11 protein-coding genes and 3 pseudogenes are annotated in these 13,465 nt (G+C 68.5%); 9 read left to right on the top strand and 5 right to left on the bottom strand.

The window, feature by feature from the left end; all coding sequences use genetic code 11:
- Positions 1-389 precede the first annotated feature (389 nt).
- Both AWC08_RS37230 and AWC08_RS29830 read right to left on the bottom strand, forming a co-directional pair.
- On the bottom strand, positions 390-653 hold the full coding sequence (locus AWC08_RS37230; RefSeq protein WP_083271011.1) for a hypothetical protein: 264 nt from the start codon (positions 651-653) through the stop codon (positions 390-392).
- Between the two features lie 514 nt (positions 654-1,167).
- Positions 1,168-1,841, bottom strand: a pseudogene (locus tag AWC08_RS29830) (DUF1275 family protein).
- 303 nt (positions 1,842-2,144) lie between these two features.
- On the opposite strand from AWC08_RS29830, the gene lpqS reads away from it, so the two are divergent.
- The 4 genes from lpqS to AWC08_RS29810 all read left to right on the top strand — a co-directional run bounded on the left by lpqS (position 2,145) and on the right by AWC08_RS29810 (position 6,165).
- Positions 2,145-2,579: a putative copper homeostasis (lipo)protein LpqS gene (lpqS, locus tag AWC08_RS29825; protein ID WP_232007741.1), complete on the top strand. Its 435-nt coding sequence runs from the start codon at positions 2,145-2,147 to the stop codon at positions 2,577-2,579.
- Between the two features lie 107 nt (positions 2,580-2,686).
- Positions 2,687-3,832 carry a PLP-dependent cysteine synthase family protein gene (locus AWC08_RS29820; RefSeq protein WP_083271010.1) on the top strand — a complete coding sequence of 382 codons (1,146 nt, stop codon included), beginning with the start codon at positions 2,687-2,689 and terminating at the stop codon, positions 3,830-3,832.
- Positions 3,833-4,271: 439 nt separating this feature from the next.
- The gene (locus AWC08_RS29815; RefSeq protein WP_232007740.1) at positions 4,272-4,538 is read left to right on the top strand and encodes a tryptophanase; all 267 of its coding nucleotides are present in this window, start codon (positions 4,272-4,274) and stop codon (positions 4,536-4,538) included.
- A 631-nt stretch (positions 4,539-5,169) separates the two neighbouring features.
- On the top strand, positions 5,170-6,165 hold the full coding sequence (locus AWC08_RS29810) for an alpha/beta hydrolase (protein WP_069432805.1): 996 nt from the start codon (positions 5,170-5,172) through the stop codon (positions 6,163-6,165).
- Between the two features lie 469 nt (positions 6,166-6,634).
- On the opposite strand, the gene AWC08_RS29805 is transcribed toward AWC08_RS29810, so the two are convergent.
- Positions 6,635-6,826 carry a hypothetical protein gene (locus tag AWC08_RS29805; protein WP_069432804.1) on the bottom strand — a complete coding sequence of 64 codons (192 nt, stop codon included), beginning with the start codon at positions 6,824-6,826 and terminating at the stop codon, positions 6,635-6,637.
- A 154-nt stretch (positions 6,827-6,980) separates the two neighbouring features.
- Between AWC08_RS29805 and AWC08_RS29800 the strand changes: the two genes are divergently transcribed.
- The 5 genes and pseudogenes from AWC08_RS29800 to AWC08_RS29780 form a co-directional block, all read left to right on the top strand.
- Complete coding sequence (locus tag AWC08_RS29800; protein WP_069432821.1) at positions 6,981-7,313, top strand: four-helix bundle copper-binding protein; 333 nt, start codon at positions 6,981-6,983, stop codon at positions 7,311-7,313.
- Positions 7,314-8,026: 713 nt separating this feature from the next.
- Entirely contained in the window at positions 8,027-8,707 is a 681-nt protein-coding gene (locus AWC08_RS29795; RefSeq protein WP_232007739.1) for an LOG family protein, read from the top strand.
- Positions 8,708-8,952: 245 nt separating this feature from the next.
- Positions 8,953-10,038: a S1C family serine protease gene (locus AWC08_RS29790; protein WP_083271009.1), complete on the top strand. Its 1,086-nt coding sequence runs from the start codon at positions 8,953-8,955 to the stop codon at positions 10,036-10,038.
- Positions 10,039-10,360: 322 nt separating this feature from the next.
- Positions 10,361-10,603 (top strand): annotated as a pseudogene (locus AWC08_RS39270) (phosphoketolase family protein); the annotation flags it as partial.
- A 13-nt stretch (positions 10,604-10,616) separates the two neighbouring features.
- Positions 10,617-11,059, top strand: a pseudogene (locus tag AWC08_RS29780) (phosphoketolase family protein); the annotation flags it as partial.
- 347 nt (positions 11,060-11,406) lie between these two features.
- On the opposite strand, the gene AWC08_RS37715 reads toward AWC08_RS29780, so the two are convergent.
- Both AWC08_RS37715 and AWC08_RS29770 read right to left on the bottom strand, forming a co-directional pair.
- Complete coding sequence (locus AWC08_RS37715) at positions 11,407-11,622, bottom strand: hypothetical protein (protein ID WP_142283896.1); 216 nt, start codon at positions 11,620-11,622, stop codon at positions 11,407-11,409.
- A 1,042-nt stretch (positions 11,623-12,664) separates the two neighbouring features.
- Positions 12,665-13,045, bottom strand: a complete 381-nt coding sequence (locus AWC08_RS29770) for an STAS domain-containing protein (RefSeq protein WP_069432801.1) — start codon at positions 13,043-13,045, stop codon at positions 12,665-12,667.
- Between the last annotated feature and the right edge of the window lie 420 nt (positions 13,046-13,465).

The raw sequence follows: 13,465 nt of genomic DNA, 5'->3' as shown, positions 1-13,465 counted from the left end.
GCGAATCCCTCGTCATCGGGATCATGTAACGCCATCTATCGCTGAAGATTCACCGCCACTTACCTCTGAAGATCACAACTCCGGGCCGGCGGAGCCGCGCTCCCTTGGTGTCGGTGTGCCGTTGAGGGTTCGGCTTATGGTAACCCGTCGGGTAGTTCCGCGCTTTAACAAAACGAACTGCGGGAGTGATTAGCTGCGGCGTTTGGCCCGTGCGATATGCGTGTCGTTTGCGGTAATGGCCCGCGTCGCCGCTTTGAGTCGCGGCGTAGCTGATCTGGTACGCGCCAACCGCACCAGGGTGCACTGCGTTTTGTTCTGGCCCCTCGCTGGGCGCGGGACGCACGCGCTGTCGCGTGTGTCCGGCGATTGGGGGGTCGCCGTCTTGCGTGCTAGTGGCCGCCGCCGTGGCCGCCGCCATGTCCGCCGCCGTGGCCGCCGCCGTAGCCGCCACCGTAGCCGCCACCGTGATCGCCGCCAAAGCCCCCGCCGTGACCGCCGCCATGTCCGCCGCCGTGGCAGTAGGGGTTGAACCAGGGGCAGCTAGAAGCCGGAGCGGAACCTGGTCCGGCGCTAGCCGCGGCGGCCGTCCCTACAGCGGTTGCGCTGAGCCCGGCGGTCAGGATAGCGATAGCCGCGGCGAAGCGCCTGGCCATTATCATACTGTGTTTTTGCCTCATACCCCCCAATGGTACCCAGTCGGGACAGCAGGTAAACGCCGGATGTGACAGTCCAGGACCAGGGCAGTCCGAGGGCGGTAGTGGGCTGTAGCTGCGACCGGTTTTCGACCGACCGGTTTTGGGGTGCGCCCGCGGGGGCAGGCCACTCAGCGCTGGCGGCGGTCGCCTGCAGGGTGCACCGCTGGCGCACGCGCCACAGCCTGGGTTGGTGTTTCGTGCCCGCATCGGAGCGTGTGGCGGCGCGCCATGCTGCTGATTGTCGAAACGTCCTGACGACAACGATCTCTAATCCGAATCCGACGACAACGCGGGCGTGAGAAGCGCGCGGGTGCCGATCCTGCTGCTGTGTGATGCCGTTGGTGTCGCTATGACGCCGAGCACGAGGGGTGGAAACGAGTCGAACCTGCTGGGCGCTGCCGCAGAGGGACGCGCGCCGATTTTTGGTCGCATGAGGAGCGGTCGGCGAGCGCCACGCCCGAAGCTGCGGCGCTCACTGGGGTGGTATGGCTGCTGGGCGTCGGTGCACCATATTGGTGATGGCCAGGGCCAGGCAGGCCAGCGCGGGCGGTATGAGTGCGTGATCGCCGATGCGGTTGCCGAGCAGGACCCTGCTGCGGCGCCAGCGACGAAGAGCACCACGGTGGTGCTGAGGACCGCGACTTTCCAGGTGTCGATGCGGTGGCGTGGGCTGCGGCCTAGCAGTAGTGCAAGGTCGGTGATGGTGCCGGTGAAGTGGGTGGTGCGGATCGGCATGCCCGCAAAAGTCATCCCGTTTTGCAGCCCGCACGCCCCGGCGGCCAATGCGGCCCGAGCGATCGGGTGCTCGACGGGGGCGGCGGCGAACAGCAGTACGGCCTCGGCCAGCAAGACCGCGCCGTGACGCGGGCCCGTCACGCTGCGCGCAGTAGCCAGGACTGCTCCGGCGGCGGCGGCGCCGAGGAAAAAGGCGACCACGATGGTGGCGATCATGCGGCCCTGATACAGCGCGGGATAGGTGCTGTGCATCCCCGCCTTGGTGGTCAAGGCGGTCAGATTGCCGACCGGGAACACCCAGACCAGCAGGGCCACCGAGTTGACGAACCCGGCGATGCCGGCCAGCGCCGCGCTGTAGGCCAGCAGCACGATCGACGGTTCCGCAGTGCTGGTGGCCGGTGCAGTGGACATCGTCGTTTTCCTGTCTTTGCAGCGTGGTTGATCCGGCTGATGAGCGGTCGGTCGATGCACAAGTTGCGGCCGGGACGGGGGGGAGTGGGTCTGTGGTTGCGTGGAAACGGTGACGCGTCGAGGTTAGCGCATACGGCTGGGGGGTATATGATGGTGGTGTGCCGGTGGGATTCTGCGATGCGCTGCTGCTGGACAGGCGGCCAACTGCGGCGCGTGGGTACGTGCCGCAGCATCGTGCAACGAGCGCACAGATCCTCCACCCGGGGGTCGGCTCGCTCACCGGGCGGATGCTGGGAGCCCGTGATGAGTGGTGAGGGTATCGCGGGGCTGCGGCGTCAGCCTGTGGTGGCTGTGGCGGCGGCGGCGTGGTTGCTGGGGTGGCTGCTGGTGATCGGCGCCCACAGCACGTCGGCCAGTCCGCCGGCATTGCCCGGCTGGCATGCGGCTCATGTGCTGGCGGGGTCGGTGGGCGGTGAATTCACTCCCACTGTTGATCACCCGCACGCCGCTGACGGGTCGTCGGCGGCGACGCACCCAGAGCAGTTGGTGACGGCGGTGCTGCCGCGCTCGGCTGTGGCCGCGCCGACGCTGCTCGGCCTGGGTGTGGTGGTAATCGTTGCGCTCAGCGGGTGCCGTGTTGGGCTCGAGGCCCCTGCTGGACGGGGGCCACCGCGGTATGGGGTTGTTCATCTGACCGGTCAAGATCGCTTGACCTGGTTGGGATTATCTCGTCGCTGACTGGTCAGCGTCAGGCCGCGCGGCTTATGCCGGCGGCTGGTGACCGCTGACCCTGTTCGAAGTGCCGCGCTGTAGTTCGCGGTGTGCGCCGGAAAGCGACTTTTGACATGACTCACGTTGTACCGTTCGACAGCTATGTCCATCCCGTTTCTCCCCTGACAGTGGTCGAGCCGCGCGACTGCGGCCAATCGGCCCCCACCACGTATCGGCGTCCCGGCGCGATGGTGGGCCATACCCCGCTGCTGCGTATTGAGGAGCCTTTCGCCCCGGCGGGGCGGGGGTTTTGGGCCAAATTGGAGGGATTCAACCCTGGCGGCAGCATGAAAGACCGCCCGGCCCTGCACATGATTGAACAAGCCCGCGCCCGCGGCGAGCTGCAGCCTGGGGCGCGCATTGTGGAATCCACCAGCGGCAGCTTGGGGTTGGGATTGGCCTTGGCCGGCCAGGCCTACGGGCATCCGGTCACGGTGGTCACCGACACCGGCATGGAGCCCATCGTGCGCCACCTGCTGGCCGCCTACGGCGCCCAGGTGGAGCTGGTCACCGAGGCCCATCCGGTAGGAGGGTGGCAGCAGGCCCGCAAAGACCGGGTCGCGCAATTGCTGGCCGCCCACCCCGGGGCGTGGAACCCCGACCAGTACAGCAACCCCAACAACATCACCGGCTATCGGTCGTTGGCCTTGGAGTTGCTCGATCAACTCGGCAAGGTCGATGTGCTGGTGTGTTCGGTGGGCACCGGCGGGCATTCAGCCGGGGTGGCGCGGGTGCTGCGCGAGGTCAACCCATCGATGAAACTGATCGGGGTCGATACCATCGGCTCGACCATTTTCGGTCAACCCGTGGCCTCCCGGCTGATGCGTGGGCTTGGGTCGAGCATCTATCCGCGCAACGTGGACTACTCCGCCTTCAACGACGTGCACTGGGTGGCCCCTCGTGAGTCGGTGTGGGCGTGCCGCACCCTGGCAGCCAACAACTTCGCCAGCGGGGGCTGGAGCGTAGGCGCGGTCGCGTTGGTGGCGGGCTGGGCGGCGCGGCGTTTCCCGCACGACGCCCGTATCGCCGCGGTGTTCCCCGACGGGCCGCAACGCTACTTCGACACCATCTACAACGATGACTACTGCCACCAGCACCACCTGCTGGACTGGCACCCCGTGGCTGAGCCCGCGGTCATCTCCGACCCCCGCCAGAAGGTAGTCACCTCGTGGACCCGGACCTCCACCGTCGTTAATCCCGCGATGGTCCCGGCCGCATGAACGGCCTGCTGACGCGGTCTCGAGGATTCGACCGGCGCGCCCGGACACAACTGACCAGCCGAATCGGCGTCACCAGGGCCTTCGTGGTGACGCCGGATCGGGTCGACTACCGCGTCCGCGCCCGTGGTCAATGTCGGGGCAGCGGCGCACCTAATGGCCGGGGCATACACCGTCGTCATCGCGCCGGCGCCCAGCGCAGGGGGTGGATTCGAATCGTCGACACGCGCACGGGTTACCGAGTTGGGTGGGCGGGCCGTCGCGACGCGGTGGCTTCGGGTGAGCAGCACACGAGCGGGTTAAGGATGTCGCGGCGCGCCCCGCGGGCCCCGGCGTCGCCCGAGACCCTCCGCCGGCGGGGTCGGGGGCCGGCTCTGCGCGGTGATGGCCGCTTGTTACGGCGTCGGCGGCGGCGTTGCGGGGCACGCAGGGAGGTCGGGTAGTGGACGCTGACGCGCGGGTGGCTTGGCTGCTCGCCGACACCGCGGGCCCTGACCTCATTGGAGCCGAACGCAGCCGGGTTTTCATCGACTTAGGGGCCGGCGATAACCATCTTGCGGTGCACCGCATCCTGACGATCGTGGGTGATCACCGCATAGCGCTGCCCGCCGCGTTGCTGGACACGCTGCACTCCTGGCTCGATCACTACCTCGGCAGTCCAGAAGAGCCGCGACTGCGGGCTTTGCTTGCTGCGATCCCCTGCGCCTGAGCCCAGCTAGCGCGGCCCCTGGGTGCCGGGCGTCCTCTCAGCGCCCGCGCAGTACCTGTCGTGACGGTTATCGGAGACCGATGTCGGTGCCCTGTCACGCCACCAGTCTGGGCAACAGCGTTCCAAGTGTCGAACACCGCGCGGGCGCAGCGAGCCTGCGGGACCCGATGGTGTGGGTGGGTGAAGTGGCGGTTCGCTTCGCGGCGATGCCCCTGTGCGCAGCGAACAATGTGCCCGAAACCTCAATTCCGCGCCGGTGGCGGCGATACGCTTCTGGTCTGACGCGGTTGGCTGCGCGCGGGACGCAGGTGGGCTGAGCGATTACCGAAAGGCGCGGATGTGCAGGGGGTGGTTGTGGTGGGGACGACACGAATACCGGCCGCTGATCGGACCAGGTCGGCCCGGGCTACCAAAATTGGTCGCCCGGCGCCCCTCAGGCGTGTCCCGGGCGTCTCGGTGTCGGGGCCGCGCTTACTCAAGGGCCGCAGCGCCTGATGCGCGGTCTGTAAGGGGCCAGCACAGTGGGGCGGCTTGGGGCTGGTGATGGCGTGCAGGTCGCCGCCGCGGTGTCGGCATCGGGTGTTGCTGTCACGGTCGGGTGTGGCCGGTGCTGTCCCATAGCGGTCCAGCGATGAGCCGATCCCAGGATCCTTCCCGGGTCGCTGACGCGGCCTTTGTCCAGCATGTCCGGCAGTCCTGGGCGGTGCTGTTCGACCACAGCGCCGATGCGCTGCAGCTGCGGGGCAACCTACGTGGCAGGTGCCCGCCGCCGCGGTGTGAGCCAGTGGCGCAGGTGCGCACCTGCGGGGTGCCCGGTGCGGGTGGGCATGACGGCATCCGGCTGCGGGTGTACCAGCCCTTGCTGCCCGCGGCCGGGCTGGGCAGGTCTGCCCGTATTCCGCTGATGGTGTATCTGCATGGCGGGGGCTTTGTGCTGTGCGACATGGCATCGCGCGAGGCGTGTTGTCGGCGGTTTGCCAACGGGGTCGGCGCGGTGGTGGTTGCCGTCGATTACCGGCTGGCGCCGCAGCACCGTTTTCCCGCCGCCCTCGACGATGCGTGGGCGGCGACGCGGTGGGTGGGCTCCCACGCCGATGTGCTCGGCGGTGATCCCGCTCGCCTGGTCGTGGCCGGCGAAGGCGCAGGCGGCAACCTCGCCGCCGGGGTGTGCCTGCGGGCCCGCGCTCACCAGCACCCGCCGATCGCCTTCCAACTGCTGATCTGCCCGATCCTCGATCAACGCATGACCACCGCCCGCGTCGGCGCGGCGGGCGAGGTGATCACCGTCGAGCAGCTGGAGTGGTTCAGCGACCAATATCTCGGCCCCGACGGTGATCGACTCCACGCGGGTGCCTCACCGCTGCTGGCCGATCCAGCCGGATTGCCACCCACCCATATCGTCACCGCGCAGCACGACCCGGCAGGCGAGCAGGGCGAACTATTCGCGCACAATTTGCGCGCCGCGGGGGTGCCCGCCACCGCGCGCCGCTACCCCGGCATGTTTCACGGCTTCTTTAACCTGCCCGAGCACCTCCCCAGCGCCGCACAGGCCAACACCGACGTGCACGCCATCGTGCGCGACGCCCTATATGATCCGGCGACGATCTATCGCACACGACCGCGGTAACGCTGCTGACCGGTCTGCGTCTCGATGCCCCGCGGGCTGCAAAGGGGCCGGTGACTGCGGCGTCCGCGGCGTAACACCACAAAGTGAGCCCGGCACCCCAGCTCCGGTGCGCAGGGCACCGGCCACAGCCCGCCCCGGTCGACGACTGACCTCTGTCAGAGTAGATGCACCGCTCGCACAGGGTCGTCGCGCGAGGCCGCTGCTCGGATGGTTTTCAGGCAGCCCGGCCACGGGCAGCCCATCGCGCAGTGGCCGGACTTCAGTGACACGCCGTGTGAACAATTTGGCCGTCACAACTGGCCGCCCACCCGCCAACGACGCCGGCCCCGGCTGGCGGCGCCGGTGCACACAAGATCGGCCGCGTCGCAGCCGTTGATCGGCCCGCGTTGCCCGCCCCGGCTCCCATCGTGGTGACCCGTGGATCCGTGGCGGGCTCTGCGGGCCTCGCGTGGACGGGGGCGTGCCCACCTCACACACCGTGCGGAGTCAGGCAAGAGCCGGCAAAAAACAGCAGGGTCAGGATCAGCGCGAGGACAGCCAGGATGCCCGCTAGCGCCAGCACCACATCCACCCGCGTCAACGCATCACCGCGGTCCTTGGACCCGGGCTGGCCCCCCGAGGGCGGATCGGGGTGTTGCGGTGTCGTCGCGGTGGAACCCATTGCCGCGATTATGCCACCAAGTACCCAACACCGGTAGGGTATCTTGACCCGGACGGCTAGGGTGGAGGATGTCCGTGGCACCGGTGCGGGGGCCAGGGCAGCGGGCATGTGTGTGGTTGATTTCAAACAATAATTCCGAGAAAGGGTGGATGTCATGGCAGCAGCGACGGTGTTGGAGGAAAACCAGGGCTGTGTGGATGCCTGTAGTGAGTGTCAGCAGGCGTGCGAAGCGTGTGCCCGCAACTGCGCTGAGGACGCCCACATGGCCGAATGCACGCGGTTGTGTCTGGATTGCGCGGCGCTCTGCGCGGCGTGTGTGACCTTGTTGTCGCGCGGCTCGCGGTGGGCCGCCCAGCTGTGCCAGCTGTGCGCCGAGGTGTGTGAGGCCTGCGCGGCCGAGTGCGACAAGCACGACAACCCGCATTGCCGCGAATGCGCCCAGGCGTGCCGGCGCTGCGCCGAGCAGTGCCGGGCGATGGCCGGCTAAGCACCCGCCGCCGCCTCATCAACCGCGTTGTACGTGGAGGCTGCCGCCTGCGGCCGTGGGCGGCAGCACCTCGACCCGGAATCCGCCGCCTGGCATGCGTAGTGTCTGCTACGTCGGCTAGGTGGATGGCGGCCGGGGCGATCGCGGGTGGGCAGATGATCAGGCGTAGACGTTTGGGGGGACCGAACAACGGCTGCCGGCGTTGCCCGGCTGCACGGGGCGCCGCAGGACCGTCTAACGCCTCCCGAGTCAGCCCAACAGGTAGCACTCGATGGGCCGAGTCACGGCTGGGGCAGCCGCAACAAGCAAGTCAGATGCGCCGGCGTCGGTGTGAGGCACCGCCATACAGGCCCGGGCCGCGAGTGTTGGTGGGCCGCAAGCCTCACCCAGCTGGTCGTCGAGAGGGACGGGGTGCGGCCCGGTCAGGCAGCGTGCCTCGCCCGATTGTGCTGCCCCACGCCACGGGGGTGCGGCCGGTGCACCGAATCGTCTCGGTGTGCTGAATGGTGGGTCCAGCCCGGTCCGTCGGATCTGGCGGCACGGTGCCGTTGGTGGCCACCGGCCGTTGCGCAAGCTCCACCACGGTGCAGGCCGGGTGGCGGGGATACGTTTAGTTCGGCGCGGATGTGACCGGACCAGTTGTTGGTGGGGGAGATGATGGTGAGACCTCACGGCGGTTCGGGAGCGCCGATGACCTGTGATGAGGAGTTGCTGTGTTGTGTGGGCCTGGTTTCTCGCCGTTGGCGGGCACCGACCCCCAGCGGGTGGCCCGGATTCGTGATGAGGTAGCGCGGGGGTTCGCCGCGCTGAGCGACGTGACGCAGGCCGTGTCGATTTTCGGTTCGGCGTGCACCGCGGCGGATCATCGGTATTACCGGCTGGCGCGGGAGTTGGCCGCGCGGTTAGGGGCACACCGCTTCGACATCATCACCGGTGGGGGGGCGGGAATTATGGAGGCCGCCAACCGCGGTGCTCGCGATGCCGGGGTCCGCTCGATCGGGTTGGGCATCGAGCTGCCCTACGAGCAGTCCACCAATCCCTATCTGGATGTGTCGCTGCGGTTCAACTACTTTTTCGCCCGCAAGCTGATGTTCATCCGCTACGCGTCGGCGTTTGTGGTTTTCCCCGGGGGCTTTGGCACCCTTGATGAGCTGTTCGAGGCGTTGACGCTGATCCAGACCGGGAAAACGCCGCATTTTCCTGTCGTGCTGGCCGTCTGCGAACATTGGAACGGCTTGCAGCAGTGGATTTCTGCCCGGCTGCTCGAATCCGAGCTGGTGGCCGCCGAGGACCTGAAACTGCTGGTCTGCGCCGATGATCCCGACGAAATCGTGCAGATCGTCGAGCGCGGGCGCGACCTGCAACGGCGCAGCTACCAAAGACCACCATCCTGAGCCCACCGTCTGCGGGACCGCCGCGCACCCCATCGACCAGTCGGCTGTGTGCAGGTCGGTGCGCGGGCGTGCGATGACATGCACCGCCCCGTGTGCTTGGCTGCGGGACTGTGCTCACCCGCTACCGCGTGGTGCGGCGAGGTTTATCACCGCGGTGGGCGGGCATGTAGATATCGCAGCCCGGTATCGCTGTCGGGGTTGCTCCTAGTGCACCATCGTTTCGTCACGAGAAGGATTGTGCTGCCATGATTGCCCCACCGCGCCGTCGTCGCACGCTGCGCGCACCGCGCCGAGGCCCCCGCCATCGCCTGTCGCCGGCGCACCGCACCCGCGGTGATACCGGCGCGGCGCGAGGGTGTCAGTGCCGACCCCGCGATGGGGGCACCGCTGCAGGGGCCGGCGGGTGCGCCGCTGCCCGCCAGCAACCCGCCCGGCGCGCCGGTGTGCTGCTGGTGGCCGCCGCGATGCTGGCGGTGTTCTCGGCCGCGGTCGGCGCGGGGACCGTCACCGTGCTACGCCCGGGCAGTGTCGACGAGATATCCCCACAGCGCCTCATCGACGCGGTGGGCGCCGCCGATTCCCCCGGCTCGGTGCAGGCGGTGGCCGCGGCGGTGCTGCCGTCGGTGGTCACGCTACAAACCGGGGCCGGTGAGGCGGTCACCCAGGGCTCGGGGGTGGTGATCCGGGGCGACGGGCTGATTGTGACCAACAGCCATGTGGTCGCGGCTGCCGGGCCACCGGGACGACCCGGCCAGGCCCGGGCCAGCTTCGCCGATGGCACCACGGCGCCGTTCACCGTCGTGGGCGCCGATCCGGTCGACGATATCGCGGTGGTTCGCGTGCACGGGATGGCCGGGCTGACCCCGATCCGATTCGGATCCTCAGCCACCCTGCGGGTGGGACAACGTGTGGTGGCCGTCGGAGCCCCGCTGGGTTTGCAGGGCAGTCTCAGCGCCGGGGTCATCAGCGCGCTGCACCGCCAGCTCACCGAGCACGCCAGCACGCATTCTACAGCGGCGCTTCGTGATGCGATCCAGACCGACGCCGCGATGAACCCAGGCAGCTCGGGCGGGGCGCTGGTCGACCTGCGCGGGACGCTGGTCGGCATCAGCACCGCGATCGCATCCCCGGGTGAGGCGGCGCTGGATGCGCGCGGCGGCTCGATCGGCATCAACTTCGCCATCCCCGCCGAACGGGCCCAACGTGTCGCCGAGCGGCTCACCATGGCGGGCACGCCGGAGGTGGTGAGCAAAGCCCGGCAGACCACGACCGATGTGCGCCTACCGGCCTGCGGCCCGCCCACGCTGACACCCATGCCCCACACCGGGTGATCCACCGCGTGAGAGCACAGGCTCCGGCGGTGACGGCGTCTGACCCCGGGGGGCAAGCGCAACTGCGGCACCAGGAACGTGGCCGGGCGGACGCGGGTGCACAGCGGGCGAGGTGAGGCATCAGCGTGCTGGGCGGGCAGCGGATCGCGATCCCCGCCCAACGGTTGCACAGCGCACGGCCACACGACACCGACTACGGCAAGGAATGACACATGGAGCCGCTGGCCAGCATGGGTGGGGACACCGCTGCCGACGACACCGCTGACAGCAAAGGGAAAACCCGGGCCCCGCACCGTACGGTCTCACCGACGCGCCGGGGCCGTTGAGCGCGGCGGAATTGGCGGCAATCGATGCGTGGTGGCGCGCGGCGAACTACCTGGCGGTGGGCCAGATCTACCTCGTGGATAATCCGTTGCTGCGCGAGCCGCTGCGGCCCGAGCACATCAAGGCGCGGCTGTTGGGGCACTTCGGCACCGTGCCGGGCCTGAATCTGGTGTGGGCGCACGCTAACCGGCACATCATTCGCCGCGATCTGAACGCGGTGTTCGTGGCCGGACCCGGACACGGAGAGCCCGGGCCGCGAGCGGTTGCCCCAACTGCGGGTGCGCGTCATCAACGTGGTCGACCTGATGCGCCTGCAACCCGACACCGAACACCCCCACGGCCTGCCCGACCGCGAATTCGACGCCCTGTTCACCCCAAGCAGCCCGATCATCTTCGCCTTCCACGGCTACCCCTGGCTGATCCACCGGCTCACCTACCGGCGCACCAACCACCCAATCTGCATGTGCGCGGCTACAAAGAACGCGGTACCACCACCACACCCTTTGACATGGTCATGCTCAACGACCTCGACCGCTACCACCTGGTCATCGACGTCATCGACCGGGTACCCGGCCTGGGCGCCACAGCCGCCGCGCTACGCCAAGACATGATCGACGCGCGGCTCCACGCCAGAAACTGGACCCGCGAACACGGCACCGACACCCCCGAGATCACCCACTGGACCTGGCCCGGATAGCCACCAATCACCACACCCGCCAGCGGACTGCCACCGCGCGACACCGGCAACTCGGACCCCGCGACGCCGAAAACGGCCCGTCTCTGAGTTCTTCCACATCGCAGCCCGCCCCGACACAGGCCGACCGCGTTCACCTTTCAAAACCGGGGCCATCGATGGCCGTGCGCGCAAAACCGCCGATGGCCACCACTCTGCCGGCTACCAGCTCCACCGCGGCCACACCGGTCATCACCCCAACGCGGGTCCCCACCGCATCCCGGGACGCGCCCAGTGGACACGTGGCGACAACAGCTCTCACCACGAATTCACGTCATGGCGGAACCCGCCGCCCCCACCCCGACACCTCGTTACTCCTCGAACACGCCACGATCCTCAGCGGTGATCAGGCGTTCGCGCTCGGCGGGGTACTCCCGGCTTCGGACCGGATGCCGGATCCACGACCAGACCAGTCGCCCCATCCGTGAGCGAGGCGCCGGCGCGATCCCCACCGCGCGCTGCGGCGCCTGCGCCCAGCGGCGCTTTTGACCCGCCGGCCCACCCCGCCCGCCACTGCGCTGCGTCACCGTGCGCACCACGAGGCTTGCCTTTCGGGCACAGTTACTCGTGTCGCCGCCATCCGCGCGCATAACAACCGTCTCCTCTCGCCGCAACCGGTGCAATGTACTGACATAGGCCTCAGCCCGCGCACCACACCCCCCGTGCGAGCACCCGCGGGCCGTATCGAACAGGGCTCCACCCGTGGTCGGTGCACCCTTCCCACGATCCTTACCCACCCGCCGAGGCAACGAAACGGCCCTGCCCCCAGACACGCCGCGGCCAGACCACGCGCGTGCGACAATGCCAGCAGCGCCCCGGCGCCCGTCTCCCACCCCGTCCTGCAGCACCCACACCATGCGGGGGAGGACGGCGCCGCAGCGGCGCTCGCTTCTAACAGCGCGTGCGCCACCGCGGTACCAGCGCCGCCGCAGGACGCGGCCGCGGGTGACCGCGGCGTCCAGCGCCGCCGCCATCGCTGCTGTTCACTGCCCCCGAATCCCCTACCACCCGGTCGGAAACGTGCTGGCCGGCCAACAGTTGCTCCACGAGCAAATCCAGCGCTTGCTGCGGCGTATCGCCCAATGCTTCGGCAACTGGTGAGTCAAGACACCGCGCGGCGTATCGGTCATGACGCGCAGACCAGACAACCCGGTAGGAGGTACAGGGGACAACCATCAGCACAGCTTTCTCGTCGTTTCGCACCCGGCGCCACCGGGGCTCTCAAGCCCGGCCCGCCGTCCTTGCCACCGACCGACAGATCAGCACGCAGGAGCAGCTCAATCGCAGATCCACCACCGGATCAACCCAGCTGGCGCGGGTAAAACTGCGCCAGCCCCCGATGCTCGGCCTCCTACCAATCTAGCGGCCAAAACCCGCGCGACGCCACCACACCCCCCGCCCTGTGAGCAACCACACGCCCCGCGGACTGTACTTTTCAAACCCACAGTGCGACAACGCAACTACGCGCCCAACTCGCGGGAACCATCCGCACCGGGAAAATTGTGCGAGACACGCGGTGCCGCCCCCGGCACCGCCCGTCTCTGCCCCGCGGTCGGCGTCTCTCACCGATCACTGAATGCAGCGGGCGCGACGCCAACCCTGCAGTGCCTGATCCAGCGAACCGCTCACCGGAAGGACGCGATCAGCACCCACGACACGCAGCAACCGGCGCAGCACAGGATCAGCCACCAAAACCCACTGCGCGCCGCGGTTGCCACAGTCCACCTCCAAGGCCACCAACTGTCGAACACCAGCGGCCCCCAAAAACGTCACCCCGGTCAAATCGGCAACCATCTCCCGCGCCGCACCCCCCACGCCACGCAAATACCGCCCCAGGTCCTCGGCGTTGGCGGCGTCGATCTCACCCCGCAGCTGCACCACCGCCACCGTGCCCGACCCGACACCAGTGCGCGCCCGCCCGGTGCGCCCCCACGCGCCAGACCAGTGCACCCACTGACCAAAATCAGGATCAAAAGCACCAGAGGGACAAAAACCTTCCCCAAAAGCATCCATCAGCCCACCGGACTCTCACAGGATCTACTCGATCACCGATATCGCCGACACCCCAGCCACCAGCGGAGGCCTCTTGACACCGACCGGCAACGCGCACGGCTTGTCACTCTTACCCGAAACCCAAGCCTAGCGCAACCGCCCCCTAGATTTCAGCTAACGATCATAAAACCACGGCTGTTGTGCAACGACCGGGTTTCGACGGGCCTGCCGCCTACAGCGGCAGGCCGGACCGAGATCGCCTCAACAACCCAGCGACCCCACCACTTCCCAAGCCCGTAGCGGGATCCCCATACGGGCGGTGCGCCGCGGCCCTTGCGGCCTCCACTGACCGTGGCTAGCGTCCTTGCGATGACGGCC

Source organism: Mycobacterium gordonae (assembly GCF_002101675.1).
GTDB classification, from domain to species: domain Bacteria; phylum Actinomycetota; class Actinomycetes; order Mycobacteriales; family Mycobacteriaceae; genus Mycobacterium; species Mycobacterium gordonae.
This window is presented reverse-complemented; position numbering and strand designations above follow the sequence as displayed.